Here is a 26,588-nt window from a genome sequence, read left to right as displayed (position 1 = left end):
TATTTCGACGTCCGGCCGGGCAGCCTCGTGGCTACTTCCGTGCAAATGCCTGCTTCAGGAGCGAATCCTGCTCGGCCGCGTGCCGCTTCATGGAGCCGGCAGCCGTAGAGGCCGAAGCGGGACGGGATACCAGCCGGACGGCACGGTCAAGCGCGCCCGGGAGGTTAAGCCCCATAAACGGCCACGGCCCCTGGTTGGCAGGCTCGTCCTGGGCCCACACCACTTCCGCGTTCGGGTACTTGGCAAGCTCCGCCGCGATCTCCGCGTGCGGCAGCGGGTAGAGCTGCTCCACGCGGACGATCGCCGTCGTCTTGTCCTCCGTCTTCTGCCGGGTGGACAGGAGATCGTAGTAGAGGCGGCCGGAGACCAGCAGGACGCGTTCGACGGCGTCCGCCGCCAGCTGCTCATGGTCACCGATAACGGTGCGGAAGCTGCCGGTGGTGAAGTCCTCCACGGAGGAAGCCGCGCCCTTGAGGCGGAGCAACTGCTTCGGAGTGAAGATGATCAGCGGCTTGCGGGGGCGGCTGTACGCCTGGCGGCGCAGCAGGTGGAAGTGGGATGCCGCCGTCGTGGGGTTGGCGACGATCATGTTTTCTTCCGCACACATCTGCAGGAATCGTTCGATCCGCGCCGAGGAGTGGTCCGGGCCCTGGCCTTCATAGCCGTGCGGCAGCATCAGCACCAGGGAGGACCGCTGGCCCCACTTCTGTTCTGCGGAGGAGATGAACTCATCGATGATGGTCTGCGCGCCGTTGACAAAGTCACCGAACTGCGCCTCCCACAGGACGAGCGCATCGGGACGTTCGACGGAGTAGCCGTATTCGAAGCCCATTGCCGCATATTCGGACAGCAGGGAATCGTAGATCCAGAGCTTGGCCTGGTTGTCCGAGAGGTGGCCCAGCGGCAGCCATTCGTTGCCGTTGGCGCGGTCGTGGAAGACAGCGTGGCGCTGAACGAACGTTCCACGGCGGGAGTCCTGCCCGGCCAGGCGCACGGGGACGCCTTCCATGATGAGGGATCCGAACGCCGCAATCTCGCCAAAGCCCCAGTCGATGCCGCCTTCGCGTGACATCTGTTCGCGCTTCTCGAGCAGTTGCTTGAGCTTTGCGTGGACAGTGAAACCGTCGGGGATTTCAACGTGCGCCTTGCCGATGCGGGCCAGGGTTTCAGGGGAGATGGCGGTGGACGCCGGCGCATTGGACCCGGAGTCGGACTGCTGGGCGATGGGACGCTCGATGTCCGATACCGCGGCGGAGTCGGCCGTGATGATCGGGATGGGTGACGTCTGGGCCGCGTGGGTCTCGGCAAAGACCCGCTCCAGGCGCTCCTGGTAGTCGCGGAGCAGCTGCTCGGCTTCTTCTTCGGTGATGTCGCCACGACCGATCAGCGACTCGGTGTACAGCTTCCGCACGGAGCGCTTGGCTTCGATCAGGTTGTACATCAGGGGCTGGGTCATCGAGGGGTCATCACCCTCGTTGTGGCCACGGCGGCGGTAGCACACCATGTCGATGACAACGTCCTTGTGGAAACGCTGGCGGAACTCGTAAGCGAGCTGCCCGATGCGGACTACCGCCTCGGGGTCGTCACCGTTCACATGGAACACGGGGGCCTGGATCATCTTGGCGACGTCCGTGGAGTACGTCGAGGACCGTGATGATGAAGGTGCGGTGGTGAAGCCGACCTGGTTGTTAACCACCACGTGGATGGTGCCGCCGGTGCGGTAGCCGCGCAGCTGGGAAAGGTTCAGGGTCTCAGCCACCACGCCCTGACCGGCGAAGGCGGCGTCTCCGTGGACCATGATGGGCAGCACGGGGAACGCCTCGCCCTGATCCAGTCGGTCCTGCTTGGCGCGGACAATGCCTTCCAGCACGGGGTCCACAGCCTCAAGGTGGGACGGGTTGGCAGCCAGGTAGACCTTGGTCTCCTTGCCGTTATCCGAGGTGAAGGTGCCTTCGGTGCCGAGGTGGTACTTGACGTCACCTGATCCCTGCACGGAGCGTGGATCCTGGGTGCCTTCGAATTCACGGAAGACCTGGGCGTAGGTCTTGCCGGCGATGTTGGTGAGAACATTCAGTCGGCCGCGGTGGGCCATGCCGATGGCCACTTCGTCCAGGCCGTCGTCCGCGGCGTCGGACATGATGGCGTCCAGAAGCGGAATCAAGGACTCGCCGCCTTCGAGCGAGAAGCGCTTCTGGCCCACGAACTTGGTCTGCAGGAACGTCTCGAAGGCCTCGGCCGCGTTCAGCTTGGAGACGATACGGAGCTGTTCTTCGCGGGTGGGCTTGGAGTACGGGTGCTCCAGCTGATCCTGGAACCACTTGCGTTCCTCGGGCTCCTGGATGTGCATGTATTCGATGCCGGTGGTGCGGCAGTAGGCATCGCGGAGCACGGCCAGGATGTCGCGGAACTTCAGCACGGGCTTGCCGCCAAAGCCGCCGGTGGGCCATTCGCGGTCCAGGTCCCACAGGGTCAGCCCATAGGTCAGCACGTCAAGGTCCGGGTGTTTGCGCTGGACGTACTCGAGCGGATCGGTATCCGCCATCAGGTGTCCGCGCACACGGTAGGAGTGGATGAGCTGCTGGATCCGGGCGACCTTGTTGATCTGGTCAGATGGGTCCACCTGCAGGTCCGGGCTCCAGCGCACGGGCTCGTACGGAATGCGCAGGGACTCGAAGATCTCGTCATAGAAGTTCTGCGCGCCGAGCAGCAGCTGGTGGACAAGCTTCAGGAACTCGCCGCTGCCGGCTCCCTGGATGACACGGTGGTCATAGGTTGACGTCAGCGTGAGGACCTTGCTGATGGCGTTGTGCGCAATGATCTTTTCGCTGGCGCCCTGGAACTCGGCAGGGTAGTCCAGGGCACCGACGCCGATGATGGCGGCCTGTCCCTTGGAAAGCCGCGGCACGGAGTGCACCGTGCCGATGCCGCCGGGGTTGGTCAGGGATACCGTGGTGCCGGAGTGGTCGTCGGCTGTTAGTTTGCCGGCACGGGCGCGCTTGATGAGGTCTTCGTAGGTGTGCCAGAACTCAGAGAAGTTAAGCGTCTCTGCCTTCTTGATGTTGGGCACCATCAGCAGGCGCGTTCCATCAGGCTTGGGCATGTCAATGGCGATGCCGAAGTTTACGTGTGCAGGCTGGACCGCAACGGGCTTGCCGTCCACTTCGTCGTAGTAGACGTTCATGGACGGGAACTGCGACAGGGCCCGGATGACGGCATAACCGATGAGGTGGGTGAAGGACACCTTGCCGCCGCGTGCGCGGGCCAGGTTGGAGTTGATGACAACACGGTTGTCGATCAGCAGCTTTGCCGGGATGGCCCTCACGCTGGTGGCGGTGGGCACCTCCAGGCTGGTGACCATGTTCGAGGCGATGGCTTTAGCCGGGCCGCGGAGGACTGAGACAACGTCCTCTTCGGGCGCCGTGGGCGCTTTGACATTTTTGGGGAGCTGCGCGGGGATCGGCTGTGATCCGGTTCCGGGCTCGGCTATCTTTGCGCCGTCCCGGGCAATAGTTGCAGGGGCCTTCTTTGCCGGTGCGGGTGCCTGTGCAGGTGCCGGAGCGGGAGCGGATGCGGCAGGCTGCGCTGCCGGCGCCGGTGCCGGAGCTGCGGGGGCCTGGGCCGGAGCTACGGCAGGCATTTCACGGGTAGGGGGGTGGGCGACCGCGAGGGGCGAATTCCCGTTGGAAGAAGAATCGCTGCCCGAGTCGAAGGATTCAAACAGTGGCCACCATTTGGCATCCACAGCATTCTTGTCCTTTTGGTACTGCTCGTACAGTTCGTCAACGAGCCACTCATTTCCGCCAAATTCCTCTGGTAGACGGTGGCTAGGCTGCTCTGGCACTTGAAATACGCCTCTTCCATGAGTTTGATTTCCCTCTGGCCGCCACGGTGCCTCAGCACAACATCCGAACCAGTTCTCTGCGTCCTCTGAACCCAGACCTTTGCCAGTCTAATGAGCATCTTGCGCTAACTGCCAATAAGGGTGACCCAAATCATGAAGTGACGCCAAGAATGTGGAATATGGCGTGCCTGAAGCTGCTGCGAACGAAAATCCGCAGGTGCCGCAGAGCACCACTGCACACCCCGACTGCACAGCACGCGGGGGCAGCAATCTGCTCCTGTAGACTGAAACTCTTATGGACAGTAAATCTAGGTGCCGGCCTGGGGGCTGTCAGCGGAGCACGAAGAACAGCGCCGCACAGTCCACCCGCAGAGCCGGCAAACCCCGAACGCGCGCCCATCACTCTCCGCCGGTCCTGGCCCGTGGAGCCTCTATGGAAACACCGTCGGCTTCGGCTGACCATCCTCCGCCGGGCAGTTTCCCCCGGAAGCGGCCCGCCGCCCAGATCCTTCACACCACCTGGATTCCCCGCTTGTCCCTGACTTTCAGGGCGGGTTGCTGAATGGAGTGGTTACTTCTCGCAGCAGGTTTCCTGCTGATCGCCGGCACCGGTTTTTTTGTCGCCGTCGAATTTTCCCTCATTGCTTTGGACCAGGCGACGGTCCAGCGGGCCATCGACAACGGTGATACCGGTGCCGTTCCTCTGCTCAAATGCCTGAAGTCCCTTTCCACCCAGCTCTCCAGCTGCCAGCTTGGCATCACACTCACCACACTGCTGACCGGCTACGTGATGGAACCGTCCGTCGGCAGGCTGCTGGAAGGCCCGCTGGTTGCCCTAGGTATTCCCGGCGTCGCAGCAGCATCCATTTCCCTGGTGATCGCCATGGCGCTGGCAACCCTGCTCTCCATGCTGCTGGGCGAACTGGTGCCCAAAAACATGGCCATCGCGTTGTCGTTTCCCGTAGGCAAAGCGCTGGCCAGGCCGCAGCTTGTTTTCACCGCCCTTTTCAAGCCCGCCATCCTGGTGCTGAACGGCTTCTCCAATAAGGTCCTGAACGTGTTCGGGCTTGAAGCCAAGGAAGAAATTTCAGGGGCCAGGACACCCGCCGAGCTTGCCTCACTGGTACGGCGTTCCGCCGCCATGGGAACGCTCGACGCCGGCACGGCCAACTTTGTGGCCAGGACGCTGAATTTCTCGGCCCGGACGGCTGCCGACGTCATGACGCCGCGGATCCGTGTGGAGACCATCGACGCCGACCAGCCGATCTCGGACATCCTGGACGCTGCGCGGCGCACGGGATACTCCCGGTTCCCGGTCATTGGCGAGTCCTCCGACGACATCAGGGGACTGGTGCATGTCAAAAAGGCTGTGGCTGTGCCGTGGGACCGGCGGCCCAACCTGGAAGCAGGCGCCATCATGACCGACGTCCTCAGGGTGCCGGAAACCATCCATCTGGATGCCCTCCTCGCGGAACTCCGCGAGGGAAACCTGCAGCTCGCCGTCGTGCTGGACGAATACGGCGGAACGGCCGGCATCGCCACCCTCGAAGACCTTGTTGAGGAAATCGTGGGCGAAGTTGCAGACGAGCACGACAAAGTTCGGCCCGGTCTCCTCCAGAGTGCGTCCGGGGACTGGTACTTTCCTGGGCTGCTGCGTCCGGATGAACTGTCCGAACAGATTCCCGGCCTGAGCGTTCCTGATGAGTCCGCCTATGAGACGGTTGGCGGCTATGTAATGAGCGAACTTGGCCGCATCGCCACTGTTGGGGACACCGTGCCAGTGGGCGGCGGAACATTGAGTGTTACCAGGATGGATGGACGACGCATCGACAGGATCTGCTTCCAACCCGCCGCGCCGGACGCTGATGAAGGCCCGGAGAGGACCGCACCATGAGCGACTGGGAAGGAATTTTCTGGCTGGTTATCCTCCTGCTCGGCAACGCTTTTTTTGTTGCTGCCGAGTTCGCGGTGATGTCCGCACGGCGCAGCCAGATCGAACCCCTGGCCGAGGCAGGCTCCAAGCGCGCCCAGACCACGTTGCGTGCCATGGAAAATGTGTCGCTGATGCTCGCCTGCGCCCAGCTGGGTATCACTGTTTGTTCACTGCTGATCCTCCAGGTGGCAGAGCCCGCCATCCATCACCTGATGGCCGCACCGCTGGAAATGCTGGGGTTGCCGGTGGAGATGGCGGACGTTGTGGCTTTTGCGATTGCCTTGATGCTGGTGACGTTCCTGCACGTGACCTTCGGCGAGATGGTTCCGAAGAACATCTCGGTATCAGTTGCAGACAAGGCTGCGCTGTTCCTGGCGCCGCCGCTGATGTTCGTTGCCCGTCTGGTGAAGCCCGCAATCGTGGCGCTTAACTGGTCCGCGAACCACATCCTGAAGCTCATGCGGATTGAGCCCAAGGATGAGGTGAACTCGTCCTTCACGCTCGAAGAAGTCCAGTCCATTGTCCAGGAGTCCACACGCCACGGGCTGGTGGACGATGACGCCGGGCTCATTACCGGTGCGTTGGAATTCTCCGAGCACACGGCCTCGGACATCATGGTGCCGCTGGACAACCTGGTTATGCTGAAAGCGGCCACCACTCCGGTGGAGTTTGAGAAGGCAGTCAGCAGGACCGGCTTCTCCAGGTTCCCCATGCTGGATGACGACAGCATGCTGGCCGGCTACCTCCACGTAAAGGACGTGCTGTCCATTCCTGACGCGGATTATCAGCATCCCATTGCTGAAAGCCGGATCCGCTCATTGGCGAACCTCGCGCTTGATGACGAGATCGAACAGGCGATGTCCGTCATGCAGCGTACAGGCTCGCATCTCGCCCGGGTCATAGGCCGTGACGGTCAGACCCAAGGCGTGCTGTTCCTCGAAGACATCATTGAGCAGCTTGTGGGTGAGATCCGGGATGCAACCCAGGCGACGGGGATCAGGAGGCTCGGCCAGCCCAACGGAGAATGACCATGCCGGGCTGCTCCCTAAATAGGAATCATTCCCATTTAGGGGTTAGACTCTCCCAAGACGTAGAAGTCCATCCCCCTAAACAGATTTGAGGTTTTCGTGCGCCGTTCTGCCGCCGCCCGCACATCCGTGGCCGCCCTCGCAGGCCTGAGCCTTTTGCTCACCGCCTGCGGTCCGGGTGGTGAAGCATCGTCAGCATCGTCCACTTCGCCTTCTGAGGGCTTGATAGACATTGTCGCGTCCACCAACGTCTACGGCGACATCGCCCGCTCTGTCGGCGGCGATAAAGTCAACGTATCCGCCATTATCACCAAGACCAGCCAGGACCCGCACTCCTACGAGGCAACGGCGCAGGACCGGCTGGTTGTTTCAAAGGCAGACCTGGTGATTGAAAATGGTGGCGGCTACGACGGCTTCGTCGACAAGATGGCCGAGGACAGCAATATTTCCCATGAGAGCATCCTGACTGCGGTCGAAATCTCGGGCCTGGCGCCGGAGGAAGAGGCTGATCATGCCCCGGCCAGTGATGCCCCGGCCACAGGCGCCGCGGCCACCGAGCCTGCTGATGAGCACGGGCACGACGAGCATGGCGAATTCAACGAACACGTGTGGTACAGCCTGGATGCAATGGGCAAGCTGGCCGATGCCCTCGCAGCCAAGCTCGGCGAACTCGAGCCCGGGTCCGCAGCCACCTTCACGGCGAATGCCGACACCTTCAAGTCAAGCCTGGATGGACTCGCTGCCAAGCTCGCAGCGCTCAAGGCGGCCGGGGGAGCGGGGGCACCTGTAGCAGTTACTGAACCTGTCCCGCTGTACCTGCTGGAGGCGGCAGGGCTGGAGAACCAGACGCCGGCCGATTACAGTGCCGCTATCGAGGAAGGAACCGACGTCCCGCCGGCAGTGCTCAAGGCAGCAACGGACCTGGCCGGTTCAAAAGACATTCGTTTCCTCGCATACAACGATCAAACAGAGGGCCCGCAGACTGAAGCGCTCAAGAAGGCGGCCGAAGCGGCCGGTGTTCCCGTGATCGACTTCAGCGAAACACTGCCCGAGGGCAAGACGTACCTGCAGTGGATGACGGACAATGTTGACAACGTCAGCAAAGTTTTGGAGAAAAAATAGTTGAAACCAGTGGTGAGCCTCCGCGGGGCGTCCCTGAAGTTCGGCAAACGGGCGCTCTGGGAGGATCTCAACCTGGACATCAGGCCTGGTGAGTTCTTCGCCGTGCTTGGACCTAACGGCAGTGGGAAGACAAGTTTCCTCAAGGTGCTCCTTGGCCTTCAGGACCTGCATGCAGGGAACGCCACGCTAGGCGGCCACCCGGTGGAGCGGGGAAGCAAACTGATTGGTTATATCCCCCAGCAGAAGTCTTTTTCCCCTGATACCCCCATGCGGGCCCGTGACCTGGTGGGGCTGGGGGTGGATGGCCACCGCTGGGGACTGCGCCTGGCAGCCTCCAAGGCAAACAGCAGGATAGATGAACTCCTGGAACTCGTTGGAGCGAGCGACTACGCCAAGGTGCCGGTGGGGCAACTCTCAGGCGGCGAACAGCAGCGGCTCCGCGTTGCCCAGGCCCTCGCCACGGATCCCAAGGTCCTGCTCTGCGACGAGCCACTGTTGTCCCTGGACCTGCACCACCAGCAGGCAGTGAGCGCGCTGATCAACAAACAGTGCCACGACCAAAACAGTGCAGTGGTCTTCGTCACGCACGAAATCAACCCCATCATCGACTACGTGGACCGTGTGCTCTACCTCGCCGGAGGCCGGTTCAAAGTGGGGACACCGGAGGAGGTCATGACCACCGCGGTGCTGTCGGACCTCTATGGCAGCCACGTTGAGGTTATCCACGCCAACGGACGCATCGTCGTCGTCGGGTTGCCGGATGCAACCACCCACCATCATGCAGAAGTCCCCGCCACCGCAGCGGAGATGGCCTGATGGACCCGGACAGCATTATCGGATCGATCTTCAGCTTCGAGAATTACGGCGAACTGCTGGTCCTGGTCCAAAACTCCATCTGGGCCGGTGCGGTTCTGGGTCTGCTGGGCGGACTTGTTGGCACTTTTGTGATGAAGCGGGATCTCGCCTTTGCTGTTCACGGCATCTCTGAATTGTCGTTCGCCGGGGCGGCCTTTGCCCTTCTGATCGGGGCGGACATCGTTTTCGGCTCGCTGATTGGTTCAGTGGCAGCGGCGCTGCTGCTCGGGCTGATGGGAGTCAGGGCCAGGGACAAAAACTCGATCATTGGTGTGATCATGCCGTTTGGGCTGGGCCTGGGCATCCTTTTCCTATCCCTTTATGAGGGCCGGGCCGCCAACAAGTTTGGTCTCCTGACCGGGCAGATCGTCTCGGTCGATACCGTGCAGCTGCAGGCACTCGCCGGAACTGCCGTGGTGGTCATGGTGGCCCTGGTGGCAATCTGGCGACCGCTGAACTTCGCCAGCGTTGACCCGGAGCTTGCCGAAGCGCGCGGCGTTCCCGTCCGCACCCTGGCACTCGTCTTTATGGTGCTGCTGGGGGTGAGCGTGGCGCTGTCCATCCAGGTGGTGGGAGCTCTTCTGGTGCTGGCTCTGCTGATCACCCCGGCTGCGGCTGCCTTGCGCGTAACGTCCTCGCCCGTCACCGTGGTGGTGCTGAGCGTGGCGTTCGCCATGACTGCCACAGTGGGGGGAATCCTCCTGGCCCTGGGCGGACGCATACCCATCAGCCCCTACGTCACAACGCTCTCATTCCTGATCTACGTGGTGTGCCGGGTGATCGGAACCGTCCGGGCGAAGAAGGGGCTCAACGGGCGCGTTATGCTTGCGCGCTGAGCCGTTTCTACTGAGCCGGTTCTGCTGAGGCCCTATTTGCTCAAGCCCTTGTAAGAGAGGCCCTGCTTGCTTGCTGAGGCTGTAGAGACCTTGGCCAGTCAGAGCTCGCCGGCTGCCTTGCGGGCAGTGCAGTCGGGGCAAAGACCGTAGATCTCCACGGTGTGTGCCACATCGGTGTAGCCGTGGTCCTTCGCCGTCCGGGCAGCCCACGTTTCCACCGCAGGGGCTTCGACTTCCACGGCCTTGCCGCAGTTGCGGCACAGGAGATGGTGATGGTGGCCAGTTACGGCGCAGCGGCGGTAAACGGCCTCGCCTTCACCGTTGCGGAGCACATCAACTAGTCCTTCATCAGCGAGGGACTGCAAAATGCGGTAGGCCGTAGCGAGTGAAACAGAGACGCCCTGGTTCTGGAGGATCCGGTAAAGCTCCTGCGTGCTCACGAAGTCATCCAGGTCGTCCAGCGCGGCGCTGATGGCCAGGCGCTGCTTGGTGACGCGCTGTTCCTTTCCGGCTCCCGTTCCTCCGCTGCCCGCAGCCGTAGCGGGTGAGGGGGCAGAGGTGGACGGCGTGGTTTCGTCAGCCTTGGTGCCGAACGGCATTGGAGGACTCGCTTCCCTGTGGGATGGTGGCAAAGATCAAGATTACCAGCCGGAGCCTCCTGAGCCGTGAGCGCGGGACCGGCCCTGGGCCTCGTGGACACTCTTTACAGCCGCCCCCTAGGCTGGCGCTATGAAGCTGACAAAATACACACACGCCTGCGTCCGCCTCGAAAAGGACGGCCGGGTGCTGGTGCTGGACCCAGGGACGTTCTCGGAGACGAAGGAAGCCTTGGCCGGTGCGGAGGCGGTGCTGGTCACACACGAGCACGGTGACCATATCGACGTGCCCGCCATGGTGAATGCGCTGCGCGGGAATGACAGCCTGGCGGTGTTCGGCCCAGGTGGTGTGGCGGCCCACCTGCGTGAAGAGGCACCGGAAGCGGCAGGCCGGATCCATACGGTGGAGCCCGGCAGCTCATTCGAGGCGGCGGGATTCAGCATCCGCAGTTACGGCGGCCAGCATGCCCTGATCCATCCCCAGATCCCCGTGGTGGTCAACATCGGGTATCTCGTGGACGGGAATGTCTACCATCCCGGGGACTCCTTTATCATCCCGGACGGCATGAGCGTCCAGACCCTCCTGGTTCCCCTCCACGCACCGTGGAACAAGGCCAGCGAGGTGGTCGATTTTGTGATCGGAGTACGGGCCGCGCGTGCGTTTCAGATCCATGACGGGCTGCTGAATGACATGGGCCTCAAAATGGTGGAATCGCATGTGAGCCGGCTGGGTGGCAAGTACGGAACCGAGTTTGTGCACCTTGCCCCCGGGGAATCGGTGGAGGTGTAGCAACCAAAGCCCGCCGGAACTACCCCTCCCAAACACCCGTTTCGAAGAACTTCTTGAGCACCGCTTCGTATGGCTCAGGATCCATATTCTGGCTGGCCAGCCACGCAGGGTTGTAGTAGTTCCCCGCATAGCGTTCCCCGCCGTCGCACATGAGCGACACAATGCTGCCGCGCCGTCCGTCGGCGATCATCTCCGCCACCAGCTGCCAGACGCCCCACAAATTGGTGCCCGTTGAAGGCCCTGCGTGCAGGTCCGCGACTGTCCGCAGATGCCGCATGGCGGCCACGGAGGCGGCGTCCGGGACCTGAATCATACGGTCGATCACTGAAGGGACGAAGCTGGGTTCCATCCTGGGCCGGCCGATGCCTTCGATCCGCGACGGCATCCCGGTGCTGTAGTCCGGCACACCGTCACGCCAGCCCGGATAGAAGGCTGAGTTTTCGGGATCCACCACAGCCAGCCGGGTCTGGTGGCAGTGGTAGCGGAGGTACCGGCCTATGGTGGCGCTGGTGCCGCCTGTGCCGGCCCCAACAACCACCCAGTCAGGCACCGGGTACTCTTCCAGCTCCAGCTGCTGGAAGATCGATTCCGCAATGTTGTTGTTGCCCCGCCAGTCTGTGGCCCGTTCCGCGTACGTGAACTGGTCCATGTAGTGGCCGCGGCTGGTCTCTGCTACTTCCCTGGCCACGGCATAGACCTCCGATGCATGGTCCACCAGCAGGCAGGAGCCGCCAAACTGTTCAATCAGTGCGATTTTCTCCGGGCTGGTGGTACGGGTCATCACTGCCACAAAGGGAAGCCCCAACAGCTGCGCGAAGTACGCCTCCGAGACCGCTGTGCTCCCGCTGGAGGCCTCCACGATGGTGGTGTCTTCCCTGATCCAACCGTTCACCAGGCCGAACAGGAAGAGGGAACGGGCCAGCCTGTGCTTGAGGCTGCCGGAGCGGTGGGTCGATTCGTCCTTGAGATAGAGCTGGACACCCCAGTGTTCGGGAAGGGGGACCGAGTAGAGATGGGTGTCGGCGGAGCGGTTGTTTTCTGCGCTGATCTTGCGGACGGCCTGGTCTGCCCAGGAGCGGTCGGTGCTGCTTGCCCTATTCACCGCACCAGCCTACCCGCGCTGCTCCGGAGGCTAGAGTAGTCAGACCCACTGCTGACCCCAGCCAAGGAGAATGATGGGCCCTCTGATGGATGTAGCCACCCTGGAAGCCCGCCGGGCTGCCGGCCAGCGGACTGTCCTGCTGGATGTTCGCTGGGCCCTCGGGGATCCGCACGGCCGGGATCACTACCTGGCCTCCCATCTGCCAGGCGCCGTGTACGTGGACCTCCCCACCGAGCTCGCCGCGCCTGCCGTCCCTGCCCGCGGCAGGCATCCGCTGCCGCCTGCTGAGGATTTCCAGGCCGCAGCCAGGCGTTGGGGGATCAACGACGGCGATGTTGTGGTGGCGTACGACGACAGCGGCAACATGGCAGCGGCCCGGCTCTGGTGGATGCTCCGAAACGCGGGCCTCCAGGAGGTCTATCTGCTCGACGGCGGCCTGGCCGCCTGGCGGGCTGCCGGACTCCCTCTTGAGGAGGGACCGGCGGAATCCCTTCCCGGCAATGTTTCTTTTGCTGATGTCATTGCTGATGACTCTATGAGTGCTGGCAGTATGCCTGCCATTGATGCGGCCACCGCAGGAAGCTGGGCGGGAAAAGGCGTGCTCCTGGATGCCCGGGCCGGGGAAAGATACCGCGGCGAGTTCGAACCTGTTGATCCGCGCGCCGGCCACATTCCCGGCGCCGTCAGCGCGCCGACGTCGGATAACGTGGATGAATTCGGCCGCTTCCTGCCCGCGCCGGAACTCCGGCGGCGCTTCGAAGAGCTGGGCATCACTGACGACGTCCCGGTGGCGGTGTACTGCGGCTCCGGCGTGACTGCCGCCCATGAGGTGGCGGCACTGGAAATAGCGGGCATACGGGCTTCGCTTTATCCAGGTTCCTTCTCGGAGTGGTCCAATAATCCGTCGCTGCCCGTCGTCACCGGGAACGAGCCCGGCGGCAGCGTTCAACCTTGACCAGGCTGCACCAACCAAGCCGAACCAGACCGTCGAGTGGAAATGCCGCGGCCAGCGGGGGTAGCGTCGCAGTATGACTCCTGGACGACCCGTACCGCCACCTCGCGCCCAACCCATTTCTCCCGTCGACCGCCCTGCTTCTCCTGCGAACAGCGATGACCTCCTGGCCGGCAACCGCCTCGCGGCCGCGTATGGTGCCGTCTCTGACAACAGCGGCCTGGTGCCCCTGACGCTGGCACGGCGTGCGCCCAAAGACGACGACGTCGAGATCGCCATTGACTTTTGCGGCCTCTGCCACTCCGACGTCCATGCAACGCGTGGTGAGTGGGGATCACAGCACTATCCGCTGGTGCCGGGCCATGAAATCGTCGGAACTGTCAGCCGCGTGGGGTCTGCCGTCGATGATTTCTCCCCGGGCGACCTGGTGGGTGTGGGTTGCATGGTGGACTCCTGCCGTGAATGCGAGAGCTGCCTTGAAGGACTGGAGCAGTACTGCGAGAACGGCATGACCGGGACCTATGGGGCCCCGGATGCACGCAACGGCGGGTCTGTCACCCAAGGTGGCTACTCGTCCGCCGTAGTGGTTGACCGGCGCTACGTGGTCCACGTTCCCGGGAACCTGGACCCGGCTGCCGTGGCCCCGCTGCTCTGTGCCGGCGTCACCACTTTCTCTCCGCTGCGTCACTTCAATGTGGAGGAAGGCGACGTGGTGGGCGTGGTGGGCCTGGGCGGGCTGGGGCACATGGCCGTCAAGCTTGCCAAGGCCATGGGAGCCGTGGTTAAAGTCTTCACGACCTCCGAGTCGAAGGTCCCGGCGGCGCTGGAGCTGGGAGCGGATGAAGTCATCCTTTCGGCGGACAAGGACGCCATGGCTGCTGCTGGCCGGAGCATCGATGTCATCATTGACACCGTCGCGGCACCCCACGATCTGAACCCGTTTTTCCGCACCCTGCGCCGGGACGGCGCCTTGTTCCAGCTGGGATTGCCGTCGGAGGCCATGCCTCCGGTCAATCCCGGTGCGCTGATCCGCCGTCGGATAGCTTATGCGGGTTCGCTCATCGGCGGGATCGCCGAAACGCAGGAAATGCTCGACTTCTGTGCTGAACACGGCGTGGTTGCGGACATCGAAATAGTGCGGGCAGACCAGCTGAATGAAGCCTACGACCGCATGGTGGCAGGCGACGTTAAATATCGGTTTGTGCTGGATACCAGCACACTGCAGGCTCCGGCCAAGGAGGCAAACGCATGAGTACCCTGTTCACCAGGATCCTGAACGGTGAAATTCCGGGCCGCTTTGTCTGGCGCGAACCCGACGTTGCGGCGTTCCTCACCACCGGCCCGCTGGCCGATGGCCACACTCTGGTTGTCCCTACTGAAGAGGTGGACCGCTGGACCGATGCGTCACCGGAAACGCTGGCGAAGGTGATGGAAGTGGCACGGCGGATTGGCGCTGTCCAGGTGGAGCTTTTCAACGCCCAGCGTGCCGGGCTCATCGTGGCAGGCTACGAAATCAACCACTTCCACGTCCACGTCTGGCCGTCCCAGAGCATGGCAGACTTCGACTTCGCCTCGGCGGACCAGAATCCGGACCCCGCTGTATTGGACGCGAACGCGGAGAAGCTGCGTGAGGGATTGAGGGCGGCAGGCTACGGGGAGTTCGTTCCGGAAAGCTAGACGATGATGTGGCTCAAGGCCTAGGCAGGGGCCAGGGCTTTGTTCAGCACGGCCCGGATCCGCTTTTCCGACACGGAGTAGGCCGTGCCGAGTTCGACGGCGAAGAGGCTCACCCTGAGTTCTTCGATCATCCACCGGACCTGCCTTAGCTCTGAACCCGCCTGCCGCCCCGGGAGAAGGGCGGAGACGGCGTCGTCGTAGTCGTCCTCCAGCCGCTGGATGGCAGCCATGTGGAGCGCATCGCGCTGGACATTGCCCGGCAGGCGTTCCAGCCGTTTTTCTACGGCGGCGAGGTAGCGGGGGAGTTGACTCAGCTGTGCGTACCCGGTTTTGGCCACAAATCCCGGATACACCAGCTGTTCCAACTGGCTCTTGACATCATTAAGGGCGCTGATCAGGGCCAGGCTGGTGGTTCCCCGGAGCTGCTTCTCGATCCGCCGGGTGCTCGAGAGGATGCGCTCCACCACGGCTGTCACGCCGAAAACGGTATCGATCAGTTCAGCCCGGACCTGCTCGTAGAGGGCGTCAAAGGCTTCGCGGTCCCAAGGCAGTTCCACCGGCGTCAGCTTGTCGATGGCAGCGAGGGCGCAGTCAGCTATCAGCGCGGATACAGAGCCATGGGGATTCTGGCTGAAGGTCAGTTTCTCGATGTTGTTCAGGTGCTCCAGCACATACCGGTCGGGCGCGGGCACCCTAAGGGCCAGAAGCCTGATGACGCCGCCCCGCATGGACTCCAGCTGTTCGGAGGGCGTCTGGAAAACCCGGAGCGCCACCGACCTGCCCTCGTCCACCAAGGCAGGGTAACCAGTAACGGAGTGTCCCTTGACCGTGTTGCTGACCTGCCGCTGAACGGTGCCGAAGGTCCAGGTGGTCAGGCCGCTGAGTTCCCTGAAACCGGCGGACGCGGTTTGCCCGCCTGCACCGGCCTCGACGTCACCACGGCCTCCGCCTGCAGTCCGGCCGCCCGCCCGGCCTCCGACTCCGCCTCCGTCCGAGGCTCCGCCCCTGGAGCCGTTCCCGTGGGCGCCTGGACCTGTGGTCCCGGGGGTTGCTCCCAGGGATTCTGCGATGGCACGGCGGGTTGCCGGTGCCAGGCGCTCCTGGAGCACTCCAAGGTCCTTGCCCTCATCCAGAACCTTGCCCGTGCTGTCCACTACTTTGAAGCTCACGCGGAGGTGCGGCGGTACGGCTTCCCAATTCCAGGATCCCGGCGGGATAACGTGCCCGCGGATCCGGCGCAGGGCCAGTTCCAGCGACGCTTCCAGTTCGTCAGTGGCGGGATCAAAATCGGCTTCGAGGGCCGCCACTGCCTGCCGGGCAATGTCAGGGGCAGGCACGAAGTTCTTGCGGATCTGTTTGGGCAGCGACTTGATCAGGGCCGTCACCAGCTCAACACGCTGCCCGGGAATCAGCCAGCGGAACGGGGCATCATCAAGCTGATTCAGGAAAAGGACCGGCACTTCAGCTGTGACGCCGTCGGACGGATTAGGAGGTGAGCCGGGAGCTACAGGGTGGAATTCGTACGTCAGCGGCAGCTCAAAGCCCTTGTGGTACCAGGTCTTGGGATAGGCGTATTCGTCCAGCTCCTCGGCATCCTCACTGAGGAGGAGGGACTTGTCATAGTCCAGGAGGTCCGGATTCTTCTGCCGGGCTTCCTTCCACCACTTGTCGAAGTGCCGCTCGGACACCACCTCGGGTCCGATCCGTGCATCATAGAACTCAAAGAGTGTCTCGTCGTCCACCAACAGATCGCGGCGGCGCATCCTGGCCTCGAGCTCCTCAACCTCCAGCAGGAGGGCCCGGTTGCGGTGGAAGAACTTGTGGTGGGTCTTCCAGTCGCCTTCCACCAGGGCGTGCCTGATGAAGAGTTCGCGGGCAAGAACAGGGTCTACCCGGCTGTAGTTGATCCTCCGCTGCGGGATGATGGGCACGCCGTACAGCGTGACCTTTTCATAAGCCATCACGGCGCCCATTTTGGTGGACCAGTGGGGTTCGCTGTAGCTGCGCTTGACGAGGTCCGGGGCCACCTGTTCCGCCCATACAGGATCGAATTTGGCTGCCACGCGCGCCCAAAGGCGGCTGGTTTCCACCAGCTCGGCAGCCATGACAAACGTTGGCGACTTCTTGAACAGGGCCGAGCCCGGGAAGATCGCGAAGCGGCTGCCGCGGGCACCGGCGTACTCACGTTTGCGCTCGTCCAGGATGCCGATGTGGCTGAGCAGCCCCGAAAGCAGGCTGATGTGGATACCGTCGTGGTTGCCCACCGGATCGGCAAGTCGCTTATTGTCCAGGCTGATGCCCAGGGGCCTGGCGAGCTGGCGGAGCTGGGCAAAAAGGTCCTGCCACTCACGGACCCGCAGGTAGTTGATGAACTCATTGCGGCAGAGCCGTCGGAACTGGGTGGAGGACAGTTCCTGCTGCTTCTCCTGCAGGTAGTTCCACAAATTCAGGAATCCGGTGAAGTCCGAGTTCTCATCACGGAAGCGGGCGTGCTTCTCTGCGGCGAGCTGCTGCTTGTCCGTTGGGCGCTCGCGCGGGTCCTGGATAGTCAGGGCAGCAGCGAGGATCATCACTTCGCGGACACAGCCGCGTCTGCCCGATTCGACGATCATCCGGCCGAGCCTCGGGTCAACAGGCAGCTGGGCCAGTTGCTGTCCGACGGCGGTCAGCCCGCTCTTGTTTTTGCCGGCACCGTTTCGTGTGTTGCCATCTCTGTTGTGGTCGCCGTCGCCGTTACCGGTGCCGTCTTCGAAGCGGACAGCGCTCAGGGCGCCGAGTTCGCGAAGGAGGGTGACGCCGTCGTTAATTGCACGCGAATCCGGAGGCTCCACGAACGGGAACTTTTCGATGTCCTTAGGGCCGCGGGCAACGCCCATGGCCGTCATCTGGAGGATGACGGCCGCGAGGTTTGTACGAAGTATTTCAGGATCGGTGAACAACGGGCGTGACTCGAAGTCCTCCTCGGAGTAGAGCCGGATGGCGATTCCATCCGACACGCGTCCGCAGCGCCCGGAGCGCTGGTTTGCCGATGCCTGCGACACGCGCTCAATGGGCAGGCGCTGGACCTTGGTGCGGTGGGAATAGCGCGAGATGCGTGCCGTGCCCGTATCGATGACGTACTTGATGCCCGGAACCGTCAGGGACGTCTCGGCCACGTTGGTGGCCAGGACGATGCGACGCTTGCTTCCCGGGTGGAAAACCTTGTGCTGTTCCTGGAGGCTGAGGCGGGCAAAGAGCGGGAGCACCTCGGTGCCGGCGAGCCTGCGGTTGGACTGAATCCGTGCATTCAACGCCTCCGCCGCATCGCGGATCTCGCGTTCGCCCGAGAAGAAGACCAGGATGTCGCCCGGTGCCTCGGTGGCTAACTCGTCTACGGCGTCGCAGACGGCGTCAAGGGGATCCCGGTCTTCCTCCAGTTCGTCGTCGGAGGCGCTTTCCTCATCCGCTCCGCCCGCCGGCTGGGACAGCGGCCGGTAGCGTATCTCCACCGGGAAAGTACGGCCGGAAACCTCGACGATGGGGGAGGGCGCTTCGTCACTGCCGAAGTGCTTGGCGAAGCGCTCAGGGTCGATGGTGGCCGAGGTGATGATGACTTTCAGGTCCGGCCGCTGAGGCAGGATGCGCTTGAGGTAGCCCAGGATGAAGTCAATGTTCAGGCTGCGCTCATGGGCCTCGTCAATGATGATCGCGTTGTACTTGCGCAGCAGCCTGTCCCGCTGGATTTCGGCCAGCAGGATGCCGTCCGTCATGAGCTTGACCTTGGTGGCGCTGCTGACTTCCCCGGTGAACCGAACCTGGAAGCCCACCTCCTGGCCAATTTCCACGCCGAGTTCCTCTGCGATGCGCTCAGCTACGGTCCGGGCGGCCAGCCGTCGGGGCTGGGTATGACCGATCAGCCCGTTTTCACCAAGGCCGAGTTCGAGGCACATCTTGGGGATCTGGGTGGTCTTACCGGAGCCGGTCTCCCCGGCGATGATGGTTACCTGGTTGGCGGCGATGGCCGCCATCAGGTCCTCGCGGCGCTCGGAGACCGGCAGCTCGGCAGGATAGGAGATATGAAATGTCATGGCTGCTGACAGTCTACTGGGAAGTTGAGGCCGCTCCCCGTACGCTGCCGCAGTCCGGATGCGCCTGCGGGTCAGAAGATCCGCAGGGAGTAGCTGCTGCTGGGCAGATCCAAGGCAGACCACTCATGGTGGGAGGAGACGGGGGGAGTGTGTCCGCCGCCATCGCGCAGGAGCGCTGAGAAGGTGGCGGCCAGGATGAGGAGGAGCAGGATAACGATGATGAGTCCGAAGATTTCCATAGCTCCATCGTTCTCCGACGGCACCTTAAGGAACAGTGGCAGAAATGACCAAAAAGCTATAATTTCTGCCACAATGGAAGCATGCTCAAAAAAGTGGCAGTCATCGTGGTTTCCAACTTTTCCATCTTCGAATTCGGCACCGCCTTTGAGGTGTTCGGGATAGACCGGTCCGCGCGCGGCACCGGCGTCCCGGCCTTCGATTTCCGCGTTTGTACGCCGGAACCCGGGAGCGTCAAGCTCAAATCCGGCCTTTCCATGGACGTCAGGCTGGGCCTGGAGGCAACAGAGGATGCCGACCTGGTGATCATGACTCCCTACGGGCGGGACGAGGATGTTCCGGAGTCCGTGCTGGAAGCTTTGAGGGCCGCCGACGCCAGGGGAGCGTGGGTGATGTCCATCTGCTCCGGAGCGTTCGCCCTGGCCCGCGCCGGACTGCTGAACGGCAGGCGGTGCACCACTCATTGGCACTACTCCGCCGAACTTGCCAGCCGATATCCCGACGTGCAGGTGGACGAGAACGTGCTCTACGTGCAGGACGGCAACGTCATCACAAGCGCCGGGACGGCCGCAGGAATTGACGCATGCCTCCACCTGGTCAGGGTGGAACTGGGGGCGAATGTGGCTGCCGCGATTGCGCGTGACATGGTGGTGCCACCCCACCGCGACGGCGGCCAGGCCCAATTTATCGAGCGGCCGATGCCCGCCTGTGGCTCCGCCCCGATGGAGGAGCTGCTGCGCTGGATGGTGAAAAACCTGGAGACCGAGCACACCGTTGGTGAGCTCGCGGCCCGCGTGCACATGTCGCCGAGGACTTTCGCCCGGCGGTTCCGGTCCGAGACGGGGGCAACGCCTGCTGCCTGGCTCAATTCGCAGCGGGTACTGCGGGCCCAAGAGCTGCTGGAGTCCACTGACCTGAATATTGATGAAGTGGCCCGGGAGTCCGGCTTTGGCCATACCGTCCTGCTACGACACCACTTTGCCAAGGTGTTGGATACAAGCCCCCAGTCCTATCGGCGCGCCTTCCGGGGTCAGTTGGCGGACGCGATTTAGGCCTGACCCAGGTTGGGTCCCTGTTCTTGGTGGGGTCCACGTTCCTGTTGCTGTTCTTGTTCCTGCTGTCGACTGGAATGGGCATCTTCTGCCGCGGCGCGGGCGGTGTCCACCAGGACGCGCCAGGGGCCAGTGACGGCTTGCTCCGGCAGCGCCGCCCGGCGCGGCCCTGCCTGGATGGAGTAGATAAAGCGGTCAGGTTGGGTTCCGGTGCTTTCAGCCGCTGCCCTTGCCGTCCTGGGCACTGCATCCCAGGGGCAGGCCTCGACAATCGGCTGCCATTGGCTCTTGGCGCTCTCGGTTTCCGCGTTCACGGTCCACACCCTGGTAAAGGCGGCGATGCCGCCGCTGCGCTCCACGCTGATCTTCATGGCCTGGTACCTGGGCTTTCCTGCAGCCTGGCCGGCTGGCCCCACCAGGCGTTCGACTAAACCTTGACCTTCACAGTTTCCCATGCCTGCAGCACGGCGTCATGCTCTGGTGAGCCTGGCCCGAAGAGTTCCACTGCCGAGGACGCTGTGGCCCTTGCAAAGACGCCGAAGGTTGCTGTTACAGGCAGCGAGCCAGAGGTCAGGGCGTCGTACCAGATTTGCCCCGGCGCCTCCCATGCGTTGGAGCCCAGGGCTTCGGCCACGAGGTAGAAGGCGCGGTTGGGGATGCCGGAGTTGATGTGGACGCCCCCGTTGTCCGCGCTGGTCCGCACGTACGAGTCCATGGAGTCGGGCTGCGGATCCTTGCCCAGAACGTCGTCGTCGTACGCTGTTCCGGGGGCCTTCATGGAACGGAGGGCCGCGCCTTCCACCTGAGGAGTAAAGAGTCCCTCGCCGATCAGCCAGCTGGCTTCTTTGACGGATTGCTTGTTCACATACTGCTCCACAAGGGCCCCAAAAACATCTGACATGGACTCGTTGATGGCACCAGCCTGATTCCGATAGGCCAGCCCCGCGGAAAACTGGGTCACGCCGTGGGCAAGCTCATGGCCTATGACGCTCAATGAACGTGTGAAGCGCTGAAACACCTCACCGTCACCGTCGCCAAAAACCATCTGGCGTCCGTCCCAGAAGGCGTTGTCGTAGAGCTTGCCGAAATGCACGGTGGCGTCGAGCGGAAGCCCTTCGCCATCTATTGAATTACGGCCAAAGAGGTCGGCGTAGAGGCGGTGGGTATGGCCCAGTCCGTCGTACGCTTCATCGGTTGACGCGTCCCCGGATGCGGGCTCGCCTTCCTTTCGCACCAATTTGCCGGGGAGGGTTTCGGTGCCGCCCGCATCGTAGACGCTGCGTTGAGGTTGGCCCGGCCGCGCATGCCGTACCGTCACGGGAACGACAGGCGCGGGCTGCGTACGCGCCGCCTGGAAGGACCTGACGTGAACCAGTGCTTCCTTGGCAGCCCGGGCGGCGGCCGAGAACTGAGGTGCATCCTGGCGGGCCAACCGCCGCAGCAGATAGGGCGGAATGATTGAACAGTGCGCGGTTGAAAAGTTCTGTGCTGGCAATTGCATGGTGTGCCCCCTGAAGTTGGTTGAAACAGACTACGAGGGGACCCTGACAATACGAGGAAGCAACACCCTTGGCAGCGGAACGGGCACTTGAGCCTCCGGCTTGGCTCTACCAGGACACTTAAGCCCCTCGACCCTGCGCGAACGGGCACTTCAGCCCCTGTCCGTCTGGCGGCCGAGGCATAGGGCGTCGGGCTGGAATGAGCGGGCCGGAAGAGCTCGGCGGGGGCTGGACGGGATGCCGTTGCCCCTGCGTTTGCGGGTGCGGAACGTTTTTGGGAGCGGGCGAGCTTCGGGACGGTTAAATGTCGGTGGCTGCTGACAAGCTAAGGGTATGGACAACGGGGAAGTCTTGCAGGCGATAGAGGCACCTGGCTCTGCCCTCGTCACGATCGAAGCGGACTCCTCCTCTGCCGCCACAGGTTCTGATTCTGGTTCTGGTTCTGGTTCTGGCGCAGGGTCTGAGGCTGATGCTGGTTCTGATCCCCTGAGGGATTTGGCGGAGGAATGCCTGGCCGAGATGGCGGAGGCTGCCCGCGATGAGGCCCGGGCCGCTGCGCGGAAGGCCCGCGCGGCCGCCACCTACGCGGACACCTGCCGGCGCATGCTTCCCCCGTCGGCCTCGCTGCACGAACGCTCTGCGGCGGAAATGGGCATGGTCGCTGAGGTCGCCTGTGTCCTGACCATCAGCGAAGGCACCGCCTCAGCGTTCCTGGTCCAGTCCCGCCAGCTGAGCACCGAACTGCCCCGCACCCTGTCCGCCCTGCAGGCCGGGGCGCTGTCCTGGCAGCACGCCCGGATCCTCTGCGATGAAACCACCGGCCTGGGCCCCGCCGGCGCGGCCGCCCTGGAAACCCACTTCCTGGACCCCGACGCCGCCAAGGCTTCCCGCGCCTGCCTTGCCGGGGACCTCACACCCTCCCGGTTCCGCGCCAGGGCCCGGACCTGGCGCGAACGCCACCACCCCGTGAGCATCGAAACCCGCCACGCCAAGTGCGTCCTGGACCGCCGGGCCGAATACACCCCGGACCGCGACGGCATGGCCTGGCTCTCCGCCTACCTGCCCGCAGACCAGGCCGCCGCCATCTGGGAACACACCACCACCACAGCCCGGGCACTCCAAGGCCCCACCGAGCCCCGCACCCTCACCCAACTCCGCGCCGACACCCTCGCCACCGCACTCCTCAGCGGAGAAACCACGAACGGCGAAAAGAACCGGCCCACTGGCGGCGAAGAGCGCACTCCTGATGACGACGCAGAGCGCACAGCCGGGCAGGTCCCGCCGCCACGGGCCCAGGTACTGGTCACCGTGCCCGTCTTCTCACTCCTGGGCCTCACGGATGAACCAGCCACCCTCGACGGCCACGGCCCCATCCCCGCCTCCATGGCCCGGAACCTGGTCGCCAACGGAGCCCACTCCTTCCACCGCGTCCTCACCGACCCCCGCGACGGCGCACCACTGGAAATCGGCAGAACCAGCTACCGCCTCACCACAGCCATGCGCCGCTGGCTCAGACTCCGCGACGCCAAACGCCCCTTCCCCGGCTGCAACAACCACTCCCTCGACAACGAAGCAGACCACCTCCTCGCCTGGGCAAACGGCGGCACCACCGGCATCAACAACCTCGGCCAACCCTGCCGAAAACACCACCACCTCAAACACCACTCGGCCTGGCAACCAACCCCAGCCAGCAAAAACCAACCACCCGGCTGGACCTCACCCACCGGCCGCCACTACAACAGCGAACACCAAGACTGGGAACCACCCACCTGGCCGGACCAGATGGCAGAGATTTTCCCTGCAGGCGACACAGAACACTGTCCGGAGCTGGAACCGGACCTTTAATCCGAGCAAAAACCGCCGCTCGAGCCTGCCTTTATCCCGAGCAAAAACCGGCGCCCAGGTCTGCCTTAATCCCGAACGCTGACCGGCGCCCAAGCCTGCCTCAATCCCAGGCAGTGTCCGGAGCTCAAACCTGCCTTAATCGGTAAGCTCGTCCGGATCGAAAATGGGCCTGATGCCCGGACACAGTCCGGAGAGGGATCCGGGCTTCGCATGTGGAGTTAAGTGACCCGCGTTCCTGGATCGTAACGCTGACATGTACAAGCCCCCGACCCCGCTGCCGGCTGCCCCAAGCCTTCGATCCAGACATGGCAGTTTTCCAATGTGCTGTGCGCACAGTGCGACGGCAGACTGGGCACCGATGACTGCCAAGCAGGTTCTTCTCATCACTTTGGCACGGCTGCCGAAGGGTTAATGGCTGAGCGCCTGGCATATGGGGGAGGAACCAAAAAACCCCGCCGCTTGTGTAAGCGGCGGGGTTTTTCTCTGTGCCCTCGATAGGATTCGAACCTACGGCCTTCTGCTCCGGAGGCAGACGCTCTATCCCCTGAGCTACGAGGGCATTTCCCGGATCCTGCCGTTGCCGGTGGGACGTCCTAGAGCTTAGCAGCAAGGTGGCCTGCAAGGGAAAATCGCCCTCTCCCTCAGCCCGGAACCGGATGCGCTTAGCCGCGGAACATCCGCATCAGTAGCCCGCGAAAGAGTCCACGTGCACCCTTCGTGCCCCAGCTTTCTTGGCAGCGCCCCGCAGGGACGCGACACTGGCCGGCGAACCGGAAACGTACACCTCGCGTTCTCCAATGTCCGGCACCAGAGCCTGGAGGGATGCGGCATCCAGCCTGGAGCCTCGGGCGGCGGTTTCACCCGAGGCCCCGTTTCCGGAATCCATGCGAGACCCAGTGATTGTTCCCGCGTCAGTAATGAACGGGGGAGGGGCTGAACCGTCGGCGAGCCGGGCCAGGATCTTGGCTCCGGAGTTTTTCAGTTCCTCTGCGTAGGCGATTTCTTCAGCATTCCTGGCCAAAAGGAGCAGGACAATGTCACGTTGCTGGGCAGCTCCGGATGCAAGATGCGCCAGATAAGGCGTGATGCCAATGCCGGCGGCGATCAGCAAAACAGGAGTTTGGGGATCGCGCGGAAGGACAAAGTCCCCTCCCACGGACGTGGCTGTCACCGTGTCGCCCGGCTCCAACGACAGCAAGACCTTCTTGGCGGCAGAGAGCGGCTCGGCGGTCCGGACTCCGAACTTGACCGCTCCGGCGTCGGGCGCGCTGGTCAGGCTGAACACCCGGCGTCGGCCCTTACCATCGGACTTGGCATGCGGAAGGTCCAGCTCCATGTATTGTCCGGGCCGAAAGCGGACAGGGCGGGAGGGCTCGAAGGCGAACTCGGTGGTGGTGGGTGTTAACGGCCGGGCGCCTATAAACCGCAGCCGCAATCCACCGCGCTGGCCCACCATGAACGCCAAAAGGTTGCCCACCAGCAGGGCGAGTTCGGGAGAGTTGGCCACAAAGCCGAAGTTGTACGGCACCGCAAACAGCACCCCAACCACTGCCGCGAGCACCAGCTGCTGCCATCGGCGTGGGGGCAGCGTCAGCGGCTCCGTCAGCATAAAACCGACAAAGAACAGCACCGGGCGCTGGGCCAGCGGCTGCCACAACGCCATGGCCGCGGTCATGCCCGACTGGAGCAGTTCCACGGCGACGATCGACGTAGCCGCAACGGTGAACACCGCCGCCATGAGGAACTTCCTCGTGCGGTACAGGACCAGGAGTATGCCGGGCACCAACAGCCACAGCATTGCCGGGGTTGCCGCCCACCAGGTGGCGATGTTGAGTCCAGTCAGGCCGGTGACAAAAGCGCCCAACGCTGCCGGGTTGAAGATATGGCGGCCGCGCCAGGCAAGGGCGTACTTGGAGGCCGACGCGAGTACACAGGCCAATGCCACGCCGGCCATGTCCACGGGCACAAGCGTCGGCCAGAACAGGAAATAGAGGAGCAATCCGGTAATCAGCGAAGATTCTGAATGCGGGCGGACATGGAACAGGACCGCAAGCCCGCGGTTCGAGGAATATGTCAGGCCAAGGCACAAAGCCAGGTGAACCAGCATTTCCGGGATGCCAAAGGTTAGCCATCCGAGCGCATTGAGCAGCAGGCTGTAGCCCGCCAGCGCGGCGAGCACCAGGAGAATAAGCCGGTACATGGTGAACCTGCCGAGCACCGTATCCAGCCGCGCGGCGGGGGAGAGGGCTGCGCCGGTTTTGGGGGCATCAACGGAGCTCATGTGAACAGTGTCCCTTCAAATCCTGCCGAGTAGGCAGCGCTTCCATCGGAAAAAACCGTAAGCCAGGAAAAGTCGAAGGTCTTCTCCAGATCAGCCCCGGGAACAAAAAACAGGGCGGTGGCCAGCCCATCGGCCAGCAGCGCGCTCTCGGCCATGGCCCACGTTGCCACTGCTGTCCTGACCGGGCGGCCAGTGGTTCCATCCAGCACGTGGTGGAGGCCGTCACCCCAGGATCGCCGGTTTGACGCGGACGCGCACAGGGACATGCCGCCGGGCAACTGCATCGTCCCGATGGCTTTGCTGGAGTCGTACGGGTGTTCGAGGGCCACGGAGAGTGGTTCGGAACTGCCGTTCAGGAGGTCCCCGCTCGCATCGACCAGGAACGTGTCCACTCCGCAGGACCGCAGTTCGTCAGCCAGGAGATCAACCAGCATGCCCTTGCCGGCCGCGCCGATGTCCAGTACCAGCGGGACGGAGGTGGTCAGCACGCGGCCGTCCCAGTCCAGGACGTCCTCCCAGCGCAGTGCGGGCAAGGCCTCCCCGGCGGGACGGAGGGTATACCGGGCGTCGTAGCCCAGGCGTTCGAGACTGCCTCCGATCAGGGGAGTCATGGCGCCTCCACTGATTTCATAAAGGGAGCTGTACAGGCCTCCAAGGGCAATGGCTTCGCCCGGCATTTCATAGCGCCCCGCCCGCCGGGCCATGGCCCCCACAGTGGAGTCCTCCCGGAAACGGGACCAGTCGGCGTCGTAACGCTCCACGAGCGCCAGCAGCCGCACACGCACGGAAGGATTCAGCGGTACCGGCGTGGAAACGTCCCAGCGCGTGCCGATCCCGTCAAAGCTGAAGTCTTCCCAGTGCGTGTGCGGCACTGC

General features: G+C 63.5%; 20 protein-coding genes and 1 tRNA gene. 11 read left to right on the top strand and 10 right to left on the bottom strand.

Going from position 1 to position 26,588, the window contains the following annotated elements; all coding sequences use genetic code 11:
• Positions 1–31: 31 nt before the first annotated feature.
• A complete protein-coding gene (locus F8G81_RS15540) occupies positions 32–3,841 on the bottom strand; it encodes a multifunctional oxoglutarate decarboxylase/oxoglutarate dehydrogenase thiamine pyrophosphate-binding subunit/dihydrolipoyllysine-residue succinyltransferase subunit (protein WP_267275589.1) in 3,810 nt (1,269 codons plus the stop codon).
• Between the two features lie 562 nt (positions 3,842–4,403).
• On the opposite strand from F8G81_RS15540, the gene F8G81_RS15535 reads away from it, so the two are divergent.
• From F8G81_RS15535 to F8G81_RS15515, 5 genes are all read left to right on the top strand, one after another.
• Complete coding sequence (locus tag F8G81_RS15535; protein WP_267275588.1) at positions 4,404–5,735, top strand: hemolysin family protein; 1,332 nt, start codon at positions 4,404–4,406, stop codon at positions 5,733–5,735.
• Positions 5,732–6,802, top strand: coding sequence for a hemolysin family protein (locus F8G81_RS15530; protein ID WP_267275587.1), 1,071 nt, complete (start codon positions 5,732–5,734; stop codon positions 6,800–6,802). The genes F8G81_RS15535 and F8G81_RS15530 overlap by 4 nt, the downstream gene beginning before the upstream one ends.
• Positions 6,803–6,901: 99 nt before the next feature.
• Entirely contained in the window at positions 6,902–7,924 is a 1,023-nt protein-coding gene (locus F8G81_RS15525; protein ID WP_267275586.1) for a metal ABC transporter solute-binding protein, Zn/Mn family, read from the top strand.
• Positions 7,925–8,740, top strand: a complete 816-nt coding sequence (locus F8G81_RS15520) for a metal ABC transporter ATP-binding protein (protein ID WP_267275585.1) — start codon at positions 7,925–7,927, stop codon at positions 8,738–8,740.
• The gene (locus F8G81_RS15515) at positions 8,740–9,615 is read left to right on the top strand and encodes a metal ABC transporter permease (protein ID WP_267275584.1); all 876 of its coding nucleotides are present in this window, start codon (positions 8,740–8,742) and stop codon (positions 9,613–9,615) included. The genes F8G81_RS15520 and F8G81_RS15515 overlap by 1 nt, the downstream gene beginning before the upstream one ends.
• A gap of 98 nt (positions 9,616–9,713) precedes the next feature.
• Here the strand turns inward: F8G81_RS15515 and F8G81_RS15510 are convergent, their stop codons facing one another.
• The gene (locus F8G81_RS15510) at positions 9,714–10,214 is read right to left on the bottom strand and encodes a Fur family transcriptional regulator (RefSeq protein WP_267275583.1); all 501 of its coding nucleotides are present in this window, start codon (positions 10,212–10,214) and stop codon (positions 9,714–9,716) included.
• A 130-nt stretch (positions 10,215–10,344) separates the two neighbouring features.
• On the opposite strand from F8G81_RS15510, the gene F8G81_RS15505 reads away from it, so the two are divergent.
• A complete protein-coding gene (locus F8G81_RS15505; protein ID WP_267275582.1) occupies positions 10,345–11,001 on the top strand; it encodes an MBL fold metallo-hydrolase in 657 nt (218 codons plus the stop codon).
• 19 nt (positions 11,002–11,020) lie between these two features.
• On the opposite strand, the gene F8G81_RS15500 is transcribed toward F8G81_RS15505, so the two are convergent.
• On the bottom strand, positions 11,021–12,103 hold the full coding sequence (locus F8G81_RS15500) for a PLP-dependent cysteine synthase family protein (protein ID WP_267275581.1): 1,083 nt from the start codon (positions 12,101–12,103) through the stop codon (positions 11,021–11,023).
• Positions 12,104–12,176: 73 nt separating this feature from the next.
• On the opposite strand from F8G81_RS15500, the gene F8G81_RS15495 reads away from it, so the two are divergent.
• From F8G81_RS15495 to F8G81_RS15485, 3 genes are all read left to right on the top strand, one after another.
• Positions 12,177–13,058, top strand: coding sequence for a sulfurtransferase (locus F8G81_RS15495; RefSeq protein ID WP_267275580.1), 882 nt, complete (start codon positions 12,177–12,179; stop codon positions 13,056–13,058).
• A gap of 73 nt (positions 13,059–13,131) precedes the next feature.
• Positions 13,132–14,307, top strand: a complete 1,176-nt coding sequence (locus F8G81_RS15490) for an NAD(P)-dependent alcohol dehydrogenase (RefSeq protein ID WP_267275579.1) — start codon at positions 13,132–13,134, stop codon at positions 14,305–14,307.
• Positions 14,304–14,732 carry an HIT family protein gene (locus tag F8G81_RS15485; RefSeq protein ID WP_267275578.1) on the top strand — a complete coding sequence of 143 codons (429 nt, stop codon included), beginning with the start codon at positions 14,304–14,306 and terminating at the stop codon, positions 14,730–14,732. Before F8G81_RS15490 ends, F8G81_RS15485 begins: the two co-directional genes overlap by 4 nt.
• Before the next feature lie 20 nt (positions 14,733–14,752).
• On the opposite strand, the gene hrpA is transcribed toward F8G81_RS15485, so the two are convergent.
• Entirely contained in the window at positions 14,753–18,799 is a 4,047-nt protein-coding gene (gene hrpA / locus F8G81_RS15480; protein WP_267275577.1) for an ATP-dependent RNA helicase HrpA, read from the bottom strand.
• A gap of 71 nt (positions 18,800–18,870) precedes the next feature.
• Complete coding sequence (locus F8G81_RS15475) at positions 18,871–19,038, bottom strand: hypothetical protein (RefSeq protein WP_267275576.1); 168 nt, start codon at positions 19,036–19,038, stop codon at positions 18,871–18,873.
• 81 nt (positions 19,039–19,119) lie between these two features.
• Between F8G81_RS15475 and F8G81_RS15470 the strand changes: the two genes are divergently transcribed.
• A complete protein-coding gene (locus F8G81_RS15470; protein ID WP_267275575.1) occupies positions 19,120–20,088 on the top strand; it encodes a GlxA family transcriptional regulator in 969 nt (322 codons plus the stop codon).
• Here F8G81_RS15470 and F8G81_RS15465 read toward each other — a convergent pair.
• Both F8G81_RS15465 and F8G81_RS15460 read right to left on the bottom strand, forming a co-directional pair.
• Positions 20,085–20,459 (bottom strand): protealysin inhibitor emfourin, encoded by a 375-nt coding sequence (locus tag F8G81_RS15465; RefSeq protein WP_267275574.1) that lies wholly within the window; start codon positions 20,457–20,459, stop codon positions 20,085–20,087. The two genes, F8G81_RS15470 and F8G81_RS15465, sit on opposite strands and share 4 nt — an antisense overlap.
• A 56-nt stretch (positions 20,460–20,515) precedes the next feature.
• Positions 20,516–21,589, bottom strand: a complete 1,074-nt coding sequence (locus F8G81_RS15460) for a M4 family metallopeptidase (RefSeq protein WP_267275573.1) — start codon at positions 21,587–21,589, stop codon at positions 20,516–20,518.
• A gap of 331 nt (positions 21,590–21,920) precedes the next feature.
• Between F8G81_RS15460 and F8G81_RS15455 the strand changes: the two genes are divergently transcribed.
• Positions 21,921–23,432: an HNH endonuclease signature motif containing protein gene (locus tag F8G81_RS15455; RefSeq protein WP_267275572.1), complete on the top strand. Its 1,512-nt coding sequence runs from the start codon at positions 21,921–21,923 to the stop codon at positions 23,430–23,432.
• A 486-nt stretch (positions 23,433–23,918) separates the two neighbouring features.
• Here the strand turns inward: F8G81_RS15455 and F8G81_RS15450 are convergent.
• From F8G81_RS15450 to F8G81_RS15440, 3 genes are all read right to left on the bottom strand, one after another.
• A tRNA-Arg gene (locus F8G81_RS15450) sits at positions 23,919–23,991 on the bottom strand.
• A 123-nt stretch (positions 23,992–24,114) separates the two neighbouring features.
• Positions 24,115–25,713 carry a ferredoxin--NADP reductase gene (locus F8G81_RS15445; protein ID WP_267275571.1) on the bottom strand — a complete coding sequence of 533 codons (1,599 nt, stop codon included), beginning with the start codon at positions 25,711–25,713 and terminating at the stop codon, positions 24,115–24,117.
• The gene (locus tag F8G81_RS15440; RefSeq protein ID WP_267275570.1) at positions 25,710–26,585 is read right to left on the bottom strand and encodes an FAD:protein FMN transferase; all 876 of its coding nucleotides are present in this window, start codon (positions 26,583–26,585) and stop codon (positions 25,710–25,712) included. The genes F8G81_RS15445 and F8G81_RS15440 overlap by 4 nt, the downstream gene beginning before the upstream one ends.
• Positions 26,586–26,588 lie beyond the last annotated feature (3 nt).

The organism is Arthrobacter sp. CDRTa11, from assembly GCF_026427775.1.
GTDB lineage: Bacteria > Actinomycetota > Actinomycetes > Actinomycetales > Micrococcaceae > Arthrobacter.
The sequence above is the reverse complement of the archived record's forward strand: the minus strand, read 5'-3'. Positions and strand labels throughout refer to the sequence as shown.